This is a genomic window from Mesorhizobium sp. GW821-FHT04C10, from assembly GCF_059420305.1.
In genome coordinates, this window is record NZ_JBWKTL010000001.1 from 1940030 (window position 1) to 1955017 (window position 14988).

The following is a 14988-nucleotide window of genomic DNA, read 5'->3' on the forward strand; positions in this document are numbered from 1 at the left end:
CCGCGGATCACCTCTCATTGCATGGCTTGCGAGGTTTCGGATTCGATGCGCCATCCCCCCACGGCCTTGACCAGCCCGAGCGTGACGCGCGCCTTGCCGGTCAGCCTTGCCGCCGACTTGTCCTTCGGCACATAGTCGTAGCGCATGGCAAAGGCTGCATCGGCGCGGTCCTGCCCATGCGGGGTGATCTCCAGGCTGCCGGGTTCCAGCCCGAGCGACCACGAGGCCCATTGCGCGAACCAGTCGGTCTTCACCTTGACGAGGGCATCGTTGTCGTAGCGCGTGCCGAAGATGGTAGCGGACGGGCCGTAGATCCGCTTGACCATGTCAGCCATCGTCCTGGTGTCGGGCGTCAGATAATCCCGGCGCAGGAATTTTTCGATCGAAGCCTTGTCGTCGCCGACGGAGCGCTCCAGTGCCGCGACCTGCGAGGCCGGCGCGGGCTCGGCAGCCGGCCTGGGCTCCGGCGCAGGCCCTGCACCCGGGACGAATTCGAAGCGTTCGAGCAGCGAGCCCTGTTCCCAGGGGCGCTGGCCTTCGCGAGTTTGCGAAACCACGTCGCGGCGCACCGCGATCATCATGTCGTTGATGCTTTGGCCGGGTTCGGCGATGTGCCGCAAGAGGGCTGATGCAAAGGGCGAGTTGCGCCCGCTGCCGTCCATGGCGACCGCGCCCGGCGCCGTCGAGAAGGCGATGAAAGAGCCGCGCGTCGAATCGAACTGCGCCAGCCCGGCGAGCGCCGTCGCCGAGCGCGTGGTGGCGGTGCGGCTGAGGCTGCGGGCAAACGGGTTGTTGCGGCAGGCATCGAGAAACACCAGGCTGACCTTGGTCTGCTGTTCCATGATGTCGAGGACTTCGTCGATCGGCACCGCTTCGAGCTGCAGTTTCACCGGCATGTCGAGCCTGGCGTCGACCGGCACGATGTAATTGCGCCCGTCGACCTGCAGGCCGTGGCCGGCATAGTAGAAAAGCCCGACGCCGGCGCCTTCGAGCGCATCGGAGAACTCGCCGATGCTGCGTTCGAGCTCGCGCTTGCCGAGATCATTGCCTTCGATGACCTCGAAGCCGATGGAGCGCAGCTTGTCGGCGATGTCGAGAGCGTCGTTGACCGGATTGGCCAGCGTCCCGGCCTCTGCATAGGTGCCGTTGCCGATGACGAGCGCCACGCGCCGCGCCGGCTCAGCGTCGGCGCTCAGCAGCAAAAACCCCAGAAATGCCCATGCGAGGATCGCAAGCCTGCCCATGGGGCGCGATCATAGCGCCACAGGCGCCGGCGATGCCAACAGATTTGAAATGCAGGCTTAATCCGGCATGGTTGGCCGCCCCGGCAGGCGCGGCGAAAACGCCCTTGCGCCCGCGCGCCGTATCGGGCAAACCGGCCTTCCCTTGCGATTTTCCCGCCCGAGGTCCCCATGTCCACGACGATTTCGCCGCTCGCGCCGAAGAAATACCCCAAGATGCCGGTCATCGAAGGGGTGCGCATCGCCACCGCCGAAGCGGGGATAAAGTACAAGAACCGCACCGATCTCCTGGCCATGGTGTTCGACGCCGGCACCACGGTCGCCGGCGTGTTCACCAAGTCGAAATGCCCCTCGGCGCCGGTCGATTTCTGCCGCCAGAACCTTGGCGCCGGGAAGGCACGGGTGCTGGTGGTCAATTCCGGCAACGCCAACGCGTTCACCGGCAAGAAGGGCCGCGACTCCACCGCGCTGACCGGCGAGGCGGCGGCCAAGGCCGCCGGCTGCACGGCCGGTGAGGTTTTCCTGGCCTCGACCGGTGTCATCGGCGAGCCGCTCGACACAACCAAGTTCAGCCATCTGCTCGCCGGGCTGGTCAGCGATGGCAAGCCCGACCTGTGGACCGAGGCGGCAAAGGCCATCATGACCACGGACACCTATCCGAAGGTGGCGACGCAGACGATCAAGCTCGGTGACACCGAAGTCACCATCAACGGCATCTCCAAGGGCGCCGGCATGATCGCCCCCGACATGGCGACGATGCTCTCCTTCATCGCCACCGACGCGCCGATCGCGGCCCCGGTGCTGCAGGACCTGTTGTCGCGCGGCACGGCCAAGACCTTCAACGCGGTCACCGTCGACAGCGACACCTCGACCAGCGACACGCTGCTGATCTTCGCCACCGGCAAGGCCGCGAAGCGCGGCGCGCCTGAGATCACCGACCCGAAAGATGCGCGCCTGGGCCAGTTCCGCCGGGCGCTCGGCAAGGTGCTGAAGTCGCTGGCGCTGCAAGTGGTGCGTGACGGCGAGGGCGCCCGCAAGCAGGTCGAAGTGACCGTCACCGGCGCGAAATCGGCCCGCTCGGCCAAGCGCATCGCGCTGTCGATCGCCAATTCGCCGCTGGTCAAGACGGCGGTCGCCGGCCAGGACGCCAATTGGGGCCGCGTCGTCATGGCCGTCGGCAAGGCCGGCGAACCCGCAGACCGCGACCGGCTGTCGATCTGGTTCGGCGACAACCGGCTGGCGCATGAGGGCGAGCGTGATCCGGCCTATTCGGAAGAAAAGACCTCCGCCTACATGAAGCGCGACGATATTCGTATCCGCGCCGATATCGGCATCGGCCGCGGCAAGGCAACGGTGTGGACCTGCGATCTCACCAAGGAATACGTTGCCATCAATGGCGATTATCGGAGCTGACGGTTTTGGCTTCCAGGCATCCGGCAAGCATGCTCGCGATCGTGCGTCGCTACGAGGCGGCCGGTTTTCGCGCCTGGCCGGCGGCCGCCGTCCATTATGACGGCACCTGGGTGGTGCGGCTCACAGCCGGCCATCCGGCCAAGCGGCTGAATTCGGTCAATCCGCTCGATCCCGGCGACATCCAGCACATCGCCGACCGTATCGGCCGGGCCAGCCGCCGTTTCGATGCCTATGGAAGGCCGCTGACGTTCCGCATGTCGCCGCTCTCGGGTCCCGATCTGGCCAATCATCTCGACAAGGAGGGTTGGAGCCGGTTCGACGAATCGCTGGTCATGCGGCTGCCGCTGGCCGATGCCCAGCTCGACGCCGCCATGGATCAGATTCCGCTCAAGGACATCAGCCGCTTCATCGGCGCGTCGCTCAAGGTCAGCGGCTCGGACGTTTCGCTGCGGCCCGGCCTGTCGGAGATCATAGGCGCCATCCAGCCCGAGGCTGGGCTGTTCGCGCTCGAGGATGGAGCAGAGGCGCTGGCGACGCTGATCTGCGTGCATGACGGCGATCTTGCCGGCCTGTTCGAGGTCGCCACCGACAAGTCGGCGCGCAACAAGGGTCACGGCCGCAACCTGATCCTGTCGGCGCTCAAGTGGGCGAGGCTGCGCGGCGCACGCGAAGCCTGGTTGCAGGTCGAGGCCGGCAATGCGCCGGCGCTTGCGCTCTACCGTTCACTCGGCTTCGAGGAAGTCTACCGATACCACTACCGCCGGCCGCCCGGTCATGAGTGAAGTTGGGCATGAATGATCTGGTGAATACCGGCAAGCGCCTGCTCCTGGTCGCGGCCTGCGCGCTGGTCGACGCCGACGGCCGCGTGCTCCTGGCGCAGCGGCCGCCAGGCAAGCAACTTGCCGGCCTGTGGGAATTTCCGGGCGGCAAGGTCGAGCCCGGCGAGACGCCGGAACAATGCATCATCCGTGAACTGCATGAGGAGATCGGCATCGAGACCGAGATCCCGTGCCTCGCGCCGCTCACCTTCGCCAGCCATTCCTATGACGACTTCCATCTCCTGATGCCGCTGTTTGTGTGCCGCCGCTTCCGGGGCATTGCGCAGCCCAGGGAAGGGCAGGCGCTGAAATGGGTGCGGCCAAAGCAGATGCGCGACTATCCGATGCCGCCGGCCGACGCGCCGCTGATTCCGTTCCTCATCGACCTGCTCTGAGGATCGCGACTGATCGGACCACGATCCATATCAGCCAGCGTTAATGGAAGATTTATCTCATCATGAAAAATTGATGCATGGCCGTGTCGTCGCGGCCGCACGGCCGATTTGCCCGGGAGCGACAGCATGAGCCTAGACAGGGATTGGGACTCGATCCGGCCTGACCGGAGCTTTCGTGCCGCCGATGCCGGCATGGGCATCCTGCGCGTCACGCTGCTGTTCGGGTCGGCCGCGGTGGCGCTGGCGCTGATCGCAACCCCTTTCCTCGACAGCCAGACGCGCTCGCAATCCGTGCGAGACGACTTTCCCGGTGGCCTCGACATGACAACCACCGGCTCGATTGGCCATCGCGGCACCTATACGGTGCGTCGCAGTGTGCTGCAGCCACAGCCCGGTTCGGTCTGCATCATCGGGTCCGATGGCAGGACCAGCGGTGACTGCTGACATGGTTAAGAATTTTCCGAGAAGGCGGCGGCTTCACCGCCTGTTAAGGCTTTGCCGTTAACCTTTCTTAACAGATCGGCGGTAAGGTCCTGGCAACGGGGATCAAGGTGATGAAAACAGTGCTGCTGCGTTTTCTGAAGGACGACAATGGCGCCACGGCCGTCGAATACGGCCTGATCATCATGGTGCTGTCGTTGACGATCATCGGCGGCATCGGCCAGGTCTTCAACTCAATTACCTGGTTGTTCAGCGACAACGGCAGCAGGCTCGCGAACGCTTTCGCACACTGACTTGCGACCCTGTCCGCACCCGCGGGCCGGTCAATGTCCTTCCGGACCCTCCAATACAGTCTTCAACGAGACCTTGGCTGAGCCAGGCTTCAGTGGCTTCTGCTGCGATGCATCCGGTGCCCAGCCGGACATCCAGACCATCGAGAAGCTCGCCCGGATCCGACCGTCCGGGTCGGAAAACCGCTCGGCGTAAATCTCGGCGGCGCGGGCAAACAGCCGGCGCGAGCCCGGCCGCCGGCTGCGGTCCGCGAGGGCGCTGGTTTCGCCCATGGCGCGCAGATCGGCCATCAGGGCAAACAAATTGGCATAGCGCACCGTCACCGTCTCGACGTCGGCAACCGGCAAAGCGAGGCCGGCGCGCTGCAGCAGCGCACCGGCGTCGCGCACGTCGGTGAAGGGGATGACGCGCGGGCTGACGCCGCCATAGAGCTCGGTCTCGGCCGCAAGCAGGCTTTCGCGCAGCTCGCTGAGCGTGCCGGCACCGGCGAAGGCACCGAGAAAGAGCCCGTCCGGACGCAGGGCGCGACGGATCTGGATCAGCATGCCGGGAATGTCGTTCATCGCCTGCAGCGACAGAAGCGATACCGCCAGATCGAGGCTTTGCGGCTCGAAGGGCACTGTTTCCAGCGGCGCGACCAAGCCGGCCGCACCATCCAGGAAAACCGCGTCCGTCTCGACGCGGGCGATTTCCGCCACCTTGCCGCTGGCGGCGAGCACGTCGGCCGCGGCCGGCGTCTGGCAAAACAGCACCGCCGCCTTGCCGAACCTGCGCTCGACGGCACCCAGCCGGTCGGCAAGGTCCTCGGCAGCGCGGTTCATGAGGAAATCGGCACCGTCGACCGGGTGGGTGAGCGCACGCCGCTTGTGCGCCAGCCACAGTGAGGTATCGATAATAGGCTGCAACGGGCGGATCCTTGTTTGTCCACGCCCTGATATAGTTGGTATGATGGCACGGAGAACCAACCACGTGGCCGATCCGATGCCAGAGATCAAGTCCATCGGGATCAGGAACCTCACCCGATCGGCCCTCGGCTGGCCGGCGCGTATCCTGTTTCCCCCGGTCTGCGCCGGCTGCCGCCGTCATGTCTCGCAACCCGGGGTGCTCTGCGGCGCCTGCTGGCCGAAGCTGCGGCTCCTGGAGCGGCCGTGGTGCCCGGTGATGGGCACGCCGTTCACCCACCATATGGGCGAGGGCTTTCTGTCGGCCGAGGCGATCGCCGATCCACCGCCCTTCGAACGGGCGCGGGCAGCCGTCGCCTATTCCGGCGTTGCCCGCCAGATGGTGCAAGGCCTGAAATATCAGGATCGCACCGATCTAGCGCCCTGGATGGCGCGCTGGATGGTGCGGGCGGGCGCCGATCTCATCGCCGAAGCCGATGTGGTTGTACCGGTGCCGCTGCACTGGCGGCGTTTTTTCCGGCGACGGTTCAACCAGTCGGCGGAATTGGCGCGTGCGGTCTGCGACCTCAGCGGGCTGCCTTTCGCACCCGCCGCCATGCGGCGCGTGAAACTCACCCGCCAGCAGGTCGGGCTGGAGCGGCAGGAGCGCGAGGAGAATGTGCGGGCCGCCTTTCGCGTGCCGGTCGAGGCGGAAATCGAGATCGCCGGCCGCAGGGTACTCCTGATCGATGATGTCTACACGACCGGCGCCACCGTGCGTGCCGCCACCAAGGCGCTGAAAAAAGGAGGCGCCGGGGCCGTCGATGTTCTGACCTTTGCCCGCGTGTTGCCGGGGGACTTTCGGGCGGACGAGTCCGCGACTATATAAGTCGGCAACGAAAGTGGAAATTCGTCATGGTGGATGTCACGATCTATACGCGCATGATGTGCGGCTACTGCACGGCGGCCAAACGGCTGCTGGAGCGCAAGGGCGTCGCCTATACCGAGCACGACGCTTCGTTTTCGCCGGAGCTGCGTCAGGAGATGATCTCGCGCGCTCACGGCCGCACGACCTTTCCGCAGATTTTCATCGGCGAGACGCATGTCGGCGGCAGCGACGACCTCCACGAGCTGGAGGCCGAAGGCCGGCTCGACAAACTGCTCGCCAACGGCGCGACGATTTGAGGATTTGATGATGGGTGTTTTCAAGGCTGCCGCCGTCCAGATGCGTTCAGGCGAAAGTCCCGAGCGCAATGCGGTCGATCTCGAAAGGCTGGTGCGTGAAGCGGCAGGCCAGGGCGCAACCTACATCCAGACGCCGGAAATGACCGGGGCGCTGATCCGCGACAAGCAAGCGCGTGCAGCCTCCTTCACCTCCGAAGACAAGGACATCATCGTGGCGACCGCGCGCAGGTTGGCGCGCGAACTCGGAGTCTTCCTGCATATCGGCTCGACAGCCATCCTGCGCGCCGACGGCAAGCTCGCCAACCGGGCGCTGTTGTTTGGCCCGGATGGCGCCACGCTCGCCACCTATGACAAGATCCACATGTTCGACGTCGACCTCGACAATGGCGAGAGTTGGCGCGAATCCTCAGCCTATGAACCAGGCACCGAGGCCGTCGTGACCGGGGTTGCCGGCGCTAGGTTGGGCTTTGCGGTCTGCTACGATCTGAGGTTCCCGCAATTGTTCCGCGCCGAGGCGCTGGCCGGCGCCGATATTCTGACCGTGCCCGCCGCCTTCACCCGCCAGACCGGCGAGGCGCACTGGCATGTGCTGCTGAGGGCGCGCGCCATCGAGAACGGTGCCTTTGTGGTCGCGGCCGCGCAAGGCGGCCTGCATGAGGATGGCCGCGAGACCTATGGCCATTCGCTGATCGTCGATCCCTGGGGCCGCATCATCGCCGAAGCCGCGCATGACGAGCCGGCGGTGATCGTTGCCGAGATCGACCCGGCGCAGTCGCTTGCGGCACGCAAGAAGATCCCCAATTTGAAGAATGCGCGGGATTTCGACATCAATGCCGGCGAGGTCGACGCGCCGCGTCTCAGGGGTGCCGCCTCTTGATCCGCTTTTCCCTGATCTGCGAAAACGAGCACGAGTTCGAGGGCTGGTTTCGCAGCAATGACGATTTCGACACCCAGAAGAAGCGCGGCTTTGTCGATTGCCCCAGCTGCGGCTCGCACAAGGTGGAGAAGGCCCTGATGGCGCCCGCCGTTTCGACGGCCCGCAAGCAGGAGACCATCGCGCTCGCCATGGGCGAGGCGCAGAAACAGGCGCTGGCGCAACTCAAGGCGATGGCGGAGAAGGTGCGGGAGAATGCCGACTATGTCGGCGACAAGTTCGCCGAGGAAGCGCGAAAAATCCATTTCGGCGAAACAGATCCGCGCGGCATCTATGGCGAGGCGACGCTCGAAGAGGCCAAGAGCCTTGCCGAGGACGGCGTCGAGTTCATGCCGATCCCGGTGTTTCCGGACGACCGCAACTGAGCGGTTAGCTCAAGCTTGCGATTAATTTGCCAAGCAGTCGGGCCAGCATCTCCCGTTCGGCGTCGCTTAGACCGGCGAGAATTTCATGCTCGTTGGCGACGTGGGCGGTCAAGGCCTCGTCGATCAAGGACAGACCTTTCCCGGTAAGCTGCACGACAATGCCGCGCCGGTCATTGGGGTGGGGGCCGCGCACGATCAATCCGGCTTTCTCCAGCCGGTCGAGCCGGTTGGTCATGGCGCCCGATGTCACCATCGTCGCTTCATAGAGAGTGGTCGGCGTCAGCGCGTAAGGGGCTCCGGAGCGGCGCAGCGTCGCCAGCACGTCGAATTCACCGGCCTGCAGTCCGAAACGGGCAAACAGCGGGGCGAGGCGATCCCGCGCGATCAGCGACGAGGCTTCGTTCAATCGCCCGAGCACCGCCATCGGCGAGACGTCCAGATCCGGCCGCTCCCGTTTCCACTGCTCGACCGCCTTTGCCGCGCGATCCATTTGTCTCACCGTTAAATATCTTGACGCCAAGAATCTTTGCGTTATCTTACCTCAAGATACAGAACCGGCCAAGCCGCAAGTGCCGAATTCGCGATTGAGTGACGGGACCATCCGATGAAATTTCTCTGGGATTCGGCGCTCGGCCTGCTGGTCGTCACGGGCGGCCTGCTCGGGCTGACGCTGCCCTTCGGCAAGCTCGCCACGGCAGCCGGCGTGCCGGCCATGGTCTGGGCCTTCGTCATCTCGTTCGGTGCCGGCGGCGTGCTTTTGTGCGTACTTCTGTTGCGCGGGGAGCGTATCCGGCTCACCGCGCACAAATTGCGCTATTTCTTCGTCACGGCCGCCGTGTCCTATGCCGTCCCCAATCTCCTGATGTTCTCGGCCATTCCGCATCTTGGTGCCGGCTACACCGGCATCATGTTCACGCTGTCGCCTGTCATCACGCTGGTGTTCTCGATCCTGCTGCGTGTGCGGCGCCCGAACATCCTGGGCATAGCCGGCATTGCTGTCGGCTTCGTCGGCGCCGTCATGGTGGCGGTGACGCGCGGCGAGGCCGGCCAGCCGGCCGACCTTTTCTGGGTGGTCATGGGCCTGCTCATCCCGGTCAGCCTTGCCGTTGGCAACATCTACCGCACGGTGGATTGGCCTGAAGGCACCGGACCGATCGAACTCGCTGTCGGCAGTCATCTGGCGTCGGCGGCGCTGCTGCTCGCCGGTATTCTCACCCTGTTCGGCACCAAGGCCTTCGCGCCGCTCGGCGGCGTGCCGCTGGTCGTCGTCGCGCAAGTCGCGTCCGCGTCGGCGATGTTCGCCTTCTTCTTCCGGCTGCAGGCGGTCGGCGGCCCGGTCTATCTCAGCCAGATCGGTTATGTTGCGGCCGCGGTCGGCCTGTTTGCCGGCACGATCTTCCTTGGCGAGCACTATCGGCTGCTGACCTGGGCCGGCGCCGTCATCATTACCGCCGGCGTGTTCATCACCACCAGGGCACAAAACCAGAAGGCCTGACGGTCTCAGTTTGTGCCGTCGTCGGCATCGCCACCGGGCTCTGGCCGAGGATGCCGGCTGCGCGCGCTGCCTGCGGTACGATTCCGGAACGCTAGTCGGTCAGACCGATCCTTTTTCCGCCAGCACCATGTAGTTGACGTCCATGTCCTTCGATCGCGCCCAGCGATCGGCGAGCGGATTGTAGGTGACGCCGGTGCGGTCGATGATCGTCAGGCCGGCGCCGCCAAGCGCCTTTTCCAGCTCTTCGGGCCGCACCAGCTTGCCGAACTGGTGGGTGCCGCGCGGCAGCCAGCGCAGCACGTATTCGGCGCCGATGATGGCCAGGCCCAGCGCCTTCAGCGTGCGGTTGATGGTGGCCACGAACATGATGCCGCCGGGCCGGACCATCTGTCCGCATTTGGCGACGAACAGCTCGATGTCTGCGACATGCTCTACCACTTCCATGTTGAGGATGACGTCGAATGTCTCGCCGGCGTCGGCAAGGTCCTCGGCCGTCGTGGCGCGATAGTCGACGCTCACATTGCCTTCGGCGGCATGCAGTTTCGCCACTTCGATGTTTGTTTCGGAGGCATCCGCTCCCACGACTTCGGCGCCAAGCCGCGCCATCGGCTCGCACAAGAGGCCACCGCCGCAGCCGATATCGAGGATGCGCAGGCCCTCGAAGGGCCGCGCGGCGCGTGGGTCACGGCCGAAGCGCGCCGCTATCTGGTCGCGGATATAGGAAAGCCGGACCGGATTGAATTTATGCAGCGGACGAAACTTGCCGTTCGGGTTCCACCATTCGGCGGCAAGGGCGGAAAAGCGTTCCACTTCTCCGGCATCGATCGTCGATCGTCGGGGCTCTGGCATTGGTTGTCTCCTCGACTACAGCGCCGCGCATCCTTGGACGCGCAAAGGACGCTGTAGCACTTTGATTCTGCGCATGACCCCGAAATCGACTTCGATTTCGGGGTCATGCGCTACGAAGTCGGGCGCGGGCGCGGGAAAGTCAAGGCAACAATTTTGCCGTGCCGACAGGGCGGAGCGTTCTGCCAAGGCATGAGCGCCGCACTGAATCCCTCGGCGCCGGGTGTCTGCTGGAGATGGTGGCCGATCGGGTTTCCTTAACATCAAATTTACGAGGTTGGCGGTTTCCTGAAGCACAACCGGGATTCGGCATATACATTGCCCTCCCATTGATTGAGATGGCTTGGTGCGGATCAAGACCCAGATTATTGCCACCTTGTTGAGCGCAGCGGCCCTGATCGGCCTGGTGGGCGGCATTGCCATCGTCTCCCAGATATCGCTTACAAGATCCGGTGCGCTCGCCGAAGCGACGAGCGTCGGACGGCAATTGGCCGAAACGATTGCCTTCAGGGCTTCCGATGCACCGCATTCCTTGTTCGAAAGGCCAGACGCGCTGCGCGAATTCGTGAGATCGCAGCACAGCGACTCGAAACGCGATCTCGTTGTCGTCGATCACGACAAGGTCATCCTTGCCGATGTCCCGGGCGAAGAAAAAAATGTCGGCACACCGTACGGCCACGATCCCGACAATGAAGTCGGCCGCACGATCGAGGATGGCACACCGCGGGACTTCGTCGAAACCAGTGCCGACATATCGGAAGCGATCAACCTGGTCACAGTGCCAATCAAGGATGCCCCCGGCAAGACGGTCGGCGCTGTCCTGTTCGAGTATACGCCGCTGCTGCACGCTGCCCAAAAGCGCACCAACACCATCCTTTGGCTTGTCGGTCTGTGCACCGCTGCCGCCGTGCTGATCTCCGCCTTCTCGGCTTTCCTGTTGCTACGCGGCTTTGGCGCCGGTCTTTCAGGCCTCAACCGCGGCATCGAATCGCTGGCGCGCGGCGACGCCGGGGCGCGCATCGGCCATGTCTCCAATAACGAGTTTGGCCAATTGGCGCGAGGCTTCGATAGCATGGCAGCCGAGCTCGAATCCTCGCGTGGGCAACTCGTCGAGCAGAAAGCCTATATTGAGGATATCGTCCGCACCGTCGCCGAGGGCATTGTCGTCATCGACGGCAATGGCAAGGTCGTCTCGGCCAATCCGGCAGCCGCCGAGATCGTCGGGCGGCGCAACGACAAGATCGAGGGGCAGGATTGGCCTGAGGTTCTCGACATAAGGGGACCGTCGGCAGACAGGCTGGCGCAGGCAACATCGCCGATCGAACTGGCGCTGACCACGGGTCGCCGGCATCAGGCCGAGGTACGGCTGGCAAAGCCTGATGGATCGTACCTGCCGGTGATTGCAAGCTGCAACCCGCTCAATCGCTCCGATGGCGGCATCGTGCTGACGTTGAACGACATCAGCGAGTTGCGCAGCGCCGAGCGGGCGGTCAGCGATCGCGCCGAGGAACTGGCGACACTGAACCGCGAACTGAAGGAGACGTCCCAGGCAACGACCCGCCTGGTCAAGCTCGGCGAGCTGCTTCAGGCGTGCGTCACCTTCCAGGAGGCGTTCTCCGTCGTCGGCTCGGCCATGCCGGATTTCTTCGGCGGATTGAGCGGAACCGTGCATCTGACCAGTGCCTCGCGCAACCTGGTCGAGGAAATGGCGCATTGGGGCACTGTGCGTTCGAGCGTTGGCCAGTTTGCGCCGGAAGATTGCTGGGCGCTGCGGCGCGGCCAGGAGCATATTGCCGGCCCCGGCATGCTGACGCCGCGCTGCAACCACATCACCGAGAATGGCGGTCGCGGCTATGTCTGTATGCCGCTGGCGGCGCAGGGGGAGACGCTTGGCATCGTGCATCTGTGCGAACCGGACGCCGCCGGCAAGCCGGGCTGGCTGGCCGAGCGACAACAGATCCTGCGCGGCGTCGTCGATACACTGGCCCTGGCATTGGCCAATCTGCGCCTGCGCGAAACATTGCGGCAGCAATCGATCCGTGATCCGAACACCGGGCTCTACAACCGCCGCTATCTCGAGGAAACAAGCAGTCGCGAACTGAGGCGCATGGAGCGTTCCCAGCAGCCGCTGGCGATGATCATGCTCGATGTCGATCATTTCAAGCAGTTCAACGACACGTTCGGCCACGAAGCGGGCGATCTCGTGCTCAAGCAGGTTGCCGGCACGCTGCTCGACCATGCCAGGGACAGTGACGTGGTGTCCCGCTACGGAGGGGAAGAATTCGCCCTGATGATGCCGGGAACGTCGCTCGCCGATGCCGCCGAGCGCGCCGAAGCGCTGCGCAAGGCGATCAAGCAGCTGCATCTGGCGCATCGCGGCCGCACGCTTGGAACCATCACGGCCTCGTTCGGCGTGTCCGCCTTCCCGGAACTCGGCGCGTCATGGGTCGAAATCGTCAACGCCGCGGATCGTTCGCTCTATCAGGCAAAAGCGGACGGCCGCGACCGCGTTGTTGCCGGATTGGGCAAGGCCGATCCCGACTGGGACCTTTCCACTGCCAACCAAAGCGTGGGTTAACGCGACAGAACGAGCTCGTCACGTCGACGCTGGCGTGATCGATGGCGTGCATGGCCTCGCAATTGCCGATCTCGGACATGATCCGCCCGGCTGCGGCGAGAGCCTGCTCGCAGCTCCGCCAGCGCACCACATCGACCGAGCTGGTCGCGATGGTGCCGGCGAACCAGCGAGCTGGCTGCCTGGACGGGGAACGTCCAGCAGAAAGCGCCGGCTATCCTTTAGCGTCCAGCACTTCGCGCAGCTTGGCGCCGAGCTGCTCGATGGTGAACGGCTTGGCCAGGAAGTGCACGTCATGGTCGAGCACGCCATTATGGACGACCGCATTCCTGGTGAAGCCGGTGGTGAAGATGACTTTCAGTCCGGGCTGGCGCGCGACCGCCTCCTCCGCGAGCTTGCGGCCGTTCATCACCGGCATGACGATATCCGTGAACAGCAGGGCGACGCCTGAGGTCGCGGCGAGCTTCTCAAGGGCCTCCGGGCCGCTTGCGGCATGGATGACGGTGTAGCCGAGTTCGCGCATGACGTCGGTCGTGGCGGCCCGCACGCGGGCATCGTCCTCGACGACGAGGATTGTCTCGGTGACCTTGACGGAGCTCTTGCCACGCTCGGCGGGTGTTGCTGCCTCCTCCGGGCCGAAAAACCGCGGCAGATAGATCTTGATCGTCGTGCCTTCACCCGGTTCGGAGTAGATCTTGACGTGCCCGCCCGACTGTTTGACGAAGCCGAACACCTGGCTCAACCCAAGTCCCGTGCCCTTGTTGACCGGCTTGGTCGTGAAGAAGGGTTCGAAGGCCTTGGCGATGACCTCCGGTGGCATGCCGGCGCCGGTGTCGGTCACCGCCACCATCACATATTGGCCAGGCGTGACTTCGGCGTGTATCGAGGCATAGGCTTCGTCGAGATAGCTGTTGGCGGTCTCGATGGTCAATTTTCCGTCATTGTCCATGGCATCACGGGCATTGACGGCCAGGTTGAGGATCGCGTTCTCGATCTGGCTCGGATCGGCGTGGGTTTTCCACAGGCCGCCTGCCAAAACCGTTTCGATACGGATGCCTTCGCCGAGCGCTCGGTGCAGAAGGTCGGACATGCCGGTGACCAGCCGGTTGGTGTCGACGACCTGCGGCGCCAGCGGCTGCAGACGGGAGAAGGCAAGCAACCGCGAGGTCAGATTGGCGGCGCGGCTGGCAGCATCCGTCGCGGCCTCGATGAATTTCTCGATGTCGTTCTCGCCGCGCTTCAGCTTGCGCTGGGCAAGGTTCATGGCGCTGAGGATCACCGCCAGCATGTTGTTGAAATCGTGGGCGATGCCGCCGGTCAGTTGGCCGACCGCTTCCATCTTCTGCATCTGGCGGATCTGGGATTCGGCCTTCTCGCGGGTGTCGATCTCGTTGCCGAGTTCGATGTTCTTGCCCATCAGCTCTGCCTGGGCTGTGGCGACCTCGCGGAAGCGGCGGCGGGATTCGCGAATCGTATAGGTGGCGAGCAGGAAGATCGCGAAGAGGGCGGCCAGCGAGCCGATGCGCAGCCAGGTCTCGACCTGGTCGGTATGCGCGTCGCGCTCGGCAACCGCGGCGCCTCCCATGCGCCGGATCGTGTCCATGCTGGCGCGGACCTCGTCCATGGCGGCTTTGCCCTGGCCGCTGCGGACCAGTCGCAAGGCCCCGGCCACGTCGCCCTTGTCGTAAAGGGCGATCGTCACGGCCAGTTCTGCCTGTTTCTGCGCCAGCGCGTCCTTGATGTGATTGATCTGCTGGACCAGCTGGTCGTCGGAAGCCGTCATGGCATTGATGCGGGAGAGCTGTCCCGGGATTGCCTCGACGGCCTTCCGATACGGTTCGAGATAGGATTTTTCCCCGGTCAGCAGGTAGCCGCGCTGACCACTTTCGGCATCCTGCGCCATTGAAAGGAGCCCGGAAAGCAGATCCTGGTACTCGATCGTCTCGCGCGCGGCGGCACGATTGGCCCTCTGGCCCTCGACGAGCAGGGCACGCGTGCCGACGATCAATGCCAGCACGGCGAAGCCGGCGACAAGCGGGAGCGATTGCAATCGCGTGGCGCGTCGAAGACGAGCAATCATCTGTTATGCCGAACCAAAAGGAATTCCC

At 64.5% G+C, this 14988-nt stretch carries 16 protein-coding genes; 11 read left to right on the forward strand and 5 right to left on the reverse strand.

All coding sequences use genetic code 11. The features are described 5' to 3' along the window. Positions 1–14: 14 nt before the first annotated feature. Positions 15–1244 (reverse strand): caspase family protein, encoded by a 1230-nt coding sequence (locus AC07UC_RS09410; RefSeq protein WP_494905330.1) that lies wholly within the window; start codon positions 1242–1244, stop codon positions 15–17. A 168-nt stretch (positions 1245–1412) separates the two neighbouring features. On the opposite strand from AC07UC_RS09410, the gene argJ reads away from it, so the two are divergent. The 5 genes from argJ (at position 1413) to AC07UC_RS09435 (ending at position 4601) form a co-directional block, all read left to right on the forward strand. Next, on the forward strand, positions 1413–2654 hold the full coding sequence (gene argJ, locus AC07UC_RS09415) for a bifunctional glutamate N-acetyltransferase/amino-acid acetyltransferase ArgJ (protein ID WP_494905332.1): 1242 nt from the start codon (positions 1413–1415) through the stop codon (positions 2652–2654). A 29-nt stretch (positions 2655–2683) separates the two neighbouring features. Beyond that, positions 2684–3436: a GNAT family N-acetyltransferase gene (locus AC07UC_RS09420; RefSeq protein ID WP_140772268.1), complete on the forward strand. Its 753-nt coding sequence runs from the start codon at positions 2684–2686 to the stop codon at positions 3434–3436. 8 nt (positions 3437–3444) lie between these two features. Continuing rightward, a complete protein-coding gene (locus AC07UC_RS09425; RefSeq protein WP_202325824.1) occupies positions 3445–3867 on the forward strand; it encodes a (deoxy)nucleoside triphosphate pyrophosphohydrolase in 423 nt (140 codons plus the stop codon). Positions 3868–3993: 126 nt separating this feature from the next. After that, a complete protein-coding gene (locus tag AC07UC_RS09430) occupies positions 3994–4311 on the forward strand; it encodes a hypothetical protein (protein WP_140772267.1) in 318 nt (105 codons plus the stop codon). Positions 4312–4421: 110 nt separating this feature from the next. After that, entirely contained in the window at positions 4422–4601 is a 180-nt protein-coding gene (locus AC07UC_RS09435; RefSeq protein WP_140772265.1) for a Flp family type IVb pilin, read from the forward strand. Positions 4602–4631: 30 nt separating this feature from the next. Here the strand turns inward: AC07UC_RS09435 and AC07UC_RS09440 are convergent, their stop codons facing one another. After that, positions 4632–5504: a methyltransferase domain-containing protein gene (locus AC07UC_RS09440; RefSeq protein WP_494905335.1), complete on the reverse strand. Its 873-nt coding sequence runs from the start codon at positions 5502–5504 to the stop codon at positions 4632–4634. A 64-nt stretch (positions 5505–5568) separates the two neighbouring features. Between AC07UC_RS09440 and AC07UC_RS09445 the strand changes: the two genes are divergently transcribed. From AC07UC_RS09445 to AC07UC_RS09460, 4 genes are read left to right on the forward strand one after another with little or no spacing between them, the layout of a single operon-like run. Then, positions 5569–6369 carry a ComF family protein gene (locus AC07UC_RS09445; RefSeq protein WP_140772261.1) on the forward strand — a complete coding sequence of 267 codons (801 nt, stop codon included), beginning with the start codon at positions 5569–5571 and terminating at the stop codon, positions 6367–6369. Positions 6370–6395: 26 nt separating this feature from the next. Then, entirely contained in the window at positions 6396–6665 is a 270-nt protein-coding gene (grxC, locus tag AC07UC_RS09450) for a glutaredoxin 3 (RefSeq protein WP_056576221.1), read from the forward strand. A 10-nt stretch (positions 6666–6675) separates the two neighbouring features. Then, the gene (locus tag AC07UC_RS09455) at positions 6676–7542 is read left to right on the forward strand and encodes a carbon-nitrogen hydrolase family protein (protein ID WP_140772259.1); all 867 of its coding nucleotides are present in this window, start codon (positions 6676–6678) and stop codon (positions 7540–7542) included. Next, positions 7539–7964, forward strand: coding sequence for a DUF1178 family protein (locus AC07UC_RS09460; protein ID WP_056576228.1), 426 nt, complete (start codon positions 7539–7541; stop codon positions 7962–7964). The genes AC07UC_RS09455 and AC07UC_RS09460 overlap by 4 nt, the downstream gene beginning before the upstream one ends. A 4-nt stretch (positions 7965–7968) precedes the next feature. Here AC07UC_RS09460 and AC07UC_RS09465 read toward each other — a convergent pair whose 3' ends face one another. Continuing rightward, positions 7969–8454: a MarR family winged helix-turn-helix transcriptional regulator gene (locus AC07UC_RS09465; RefSeq protein ID WP_494905338.1), complete on the reverse strand. Its 486-nt coding sequence runs from the start codon at positions 8452–8454 to the stop codon at positions 7969–7971. 114 nt (positions 8455–8568) lie between these two features. Between AC07UC_RS09465 and AC07UC_RS09470 the strand changes: the two genes are divergently transcribed. Further along, a complete protein-coding gene (locus AC07UC_RS09470) occupies positions 8569–9459 on the forward strand; it encodes a DMT family transporter (protein WP_494905340.1) in 891 nt (296 codons plus the stop codon). 99 nt (positions 9460–9558) lie between these two features. Here the strand turns inward: AC07UC_RS09470 and ubiG are convergent, their stop codons facing one another. Beyond that, complete coding sequence (gene ubiG, locus AC07UC_RS09475; RefSeq protein ID WP_140772254.1) at positions 9559–10308, reverse strand: bifunctional 2-polyprenyl-6-hydroxyphenol methylase/3-demethylubiquinol 3-O-methyltransferase UbiG; 750 nt, start codon at positions 10306–10308, stop codon at positions 9559–9561. Positions 10309–10651: 343 nt separating this feature from the next. On the opposite strand from ubiG, the gene AC07UC_RS09480 reads away from it, so the two are divergent. Next, positions 10652–12883: a diguanylate cyclase gene (locus tag AC07UC_RS09480; protein WP_494905343.1), complete on the forward strand. Its 2232-nt coding sequence runs from the start codon at positions 10652–10654 to the stop codon at positions 12881–12883. A gap of 211 nt (positions 12884–13094) precedes the next feature. Here AC07UC_RS09480 and AC07UC_RS09485 read toward each other — a convergent pair whose 3' ends face one another. Then, positions 13095–14960 (reverse strand): CHASE3 domain-containing protein, encoded by a 1866-nt coding sequence (locus AC07UC_RS09485; protein ID WP_202325832.1) that lies wholly within the window; start codon positions 14958–14960, stop codon positions 13095–13097. Positions 14961–14988: the final 28 nt, after the last annotated feature.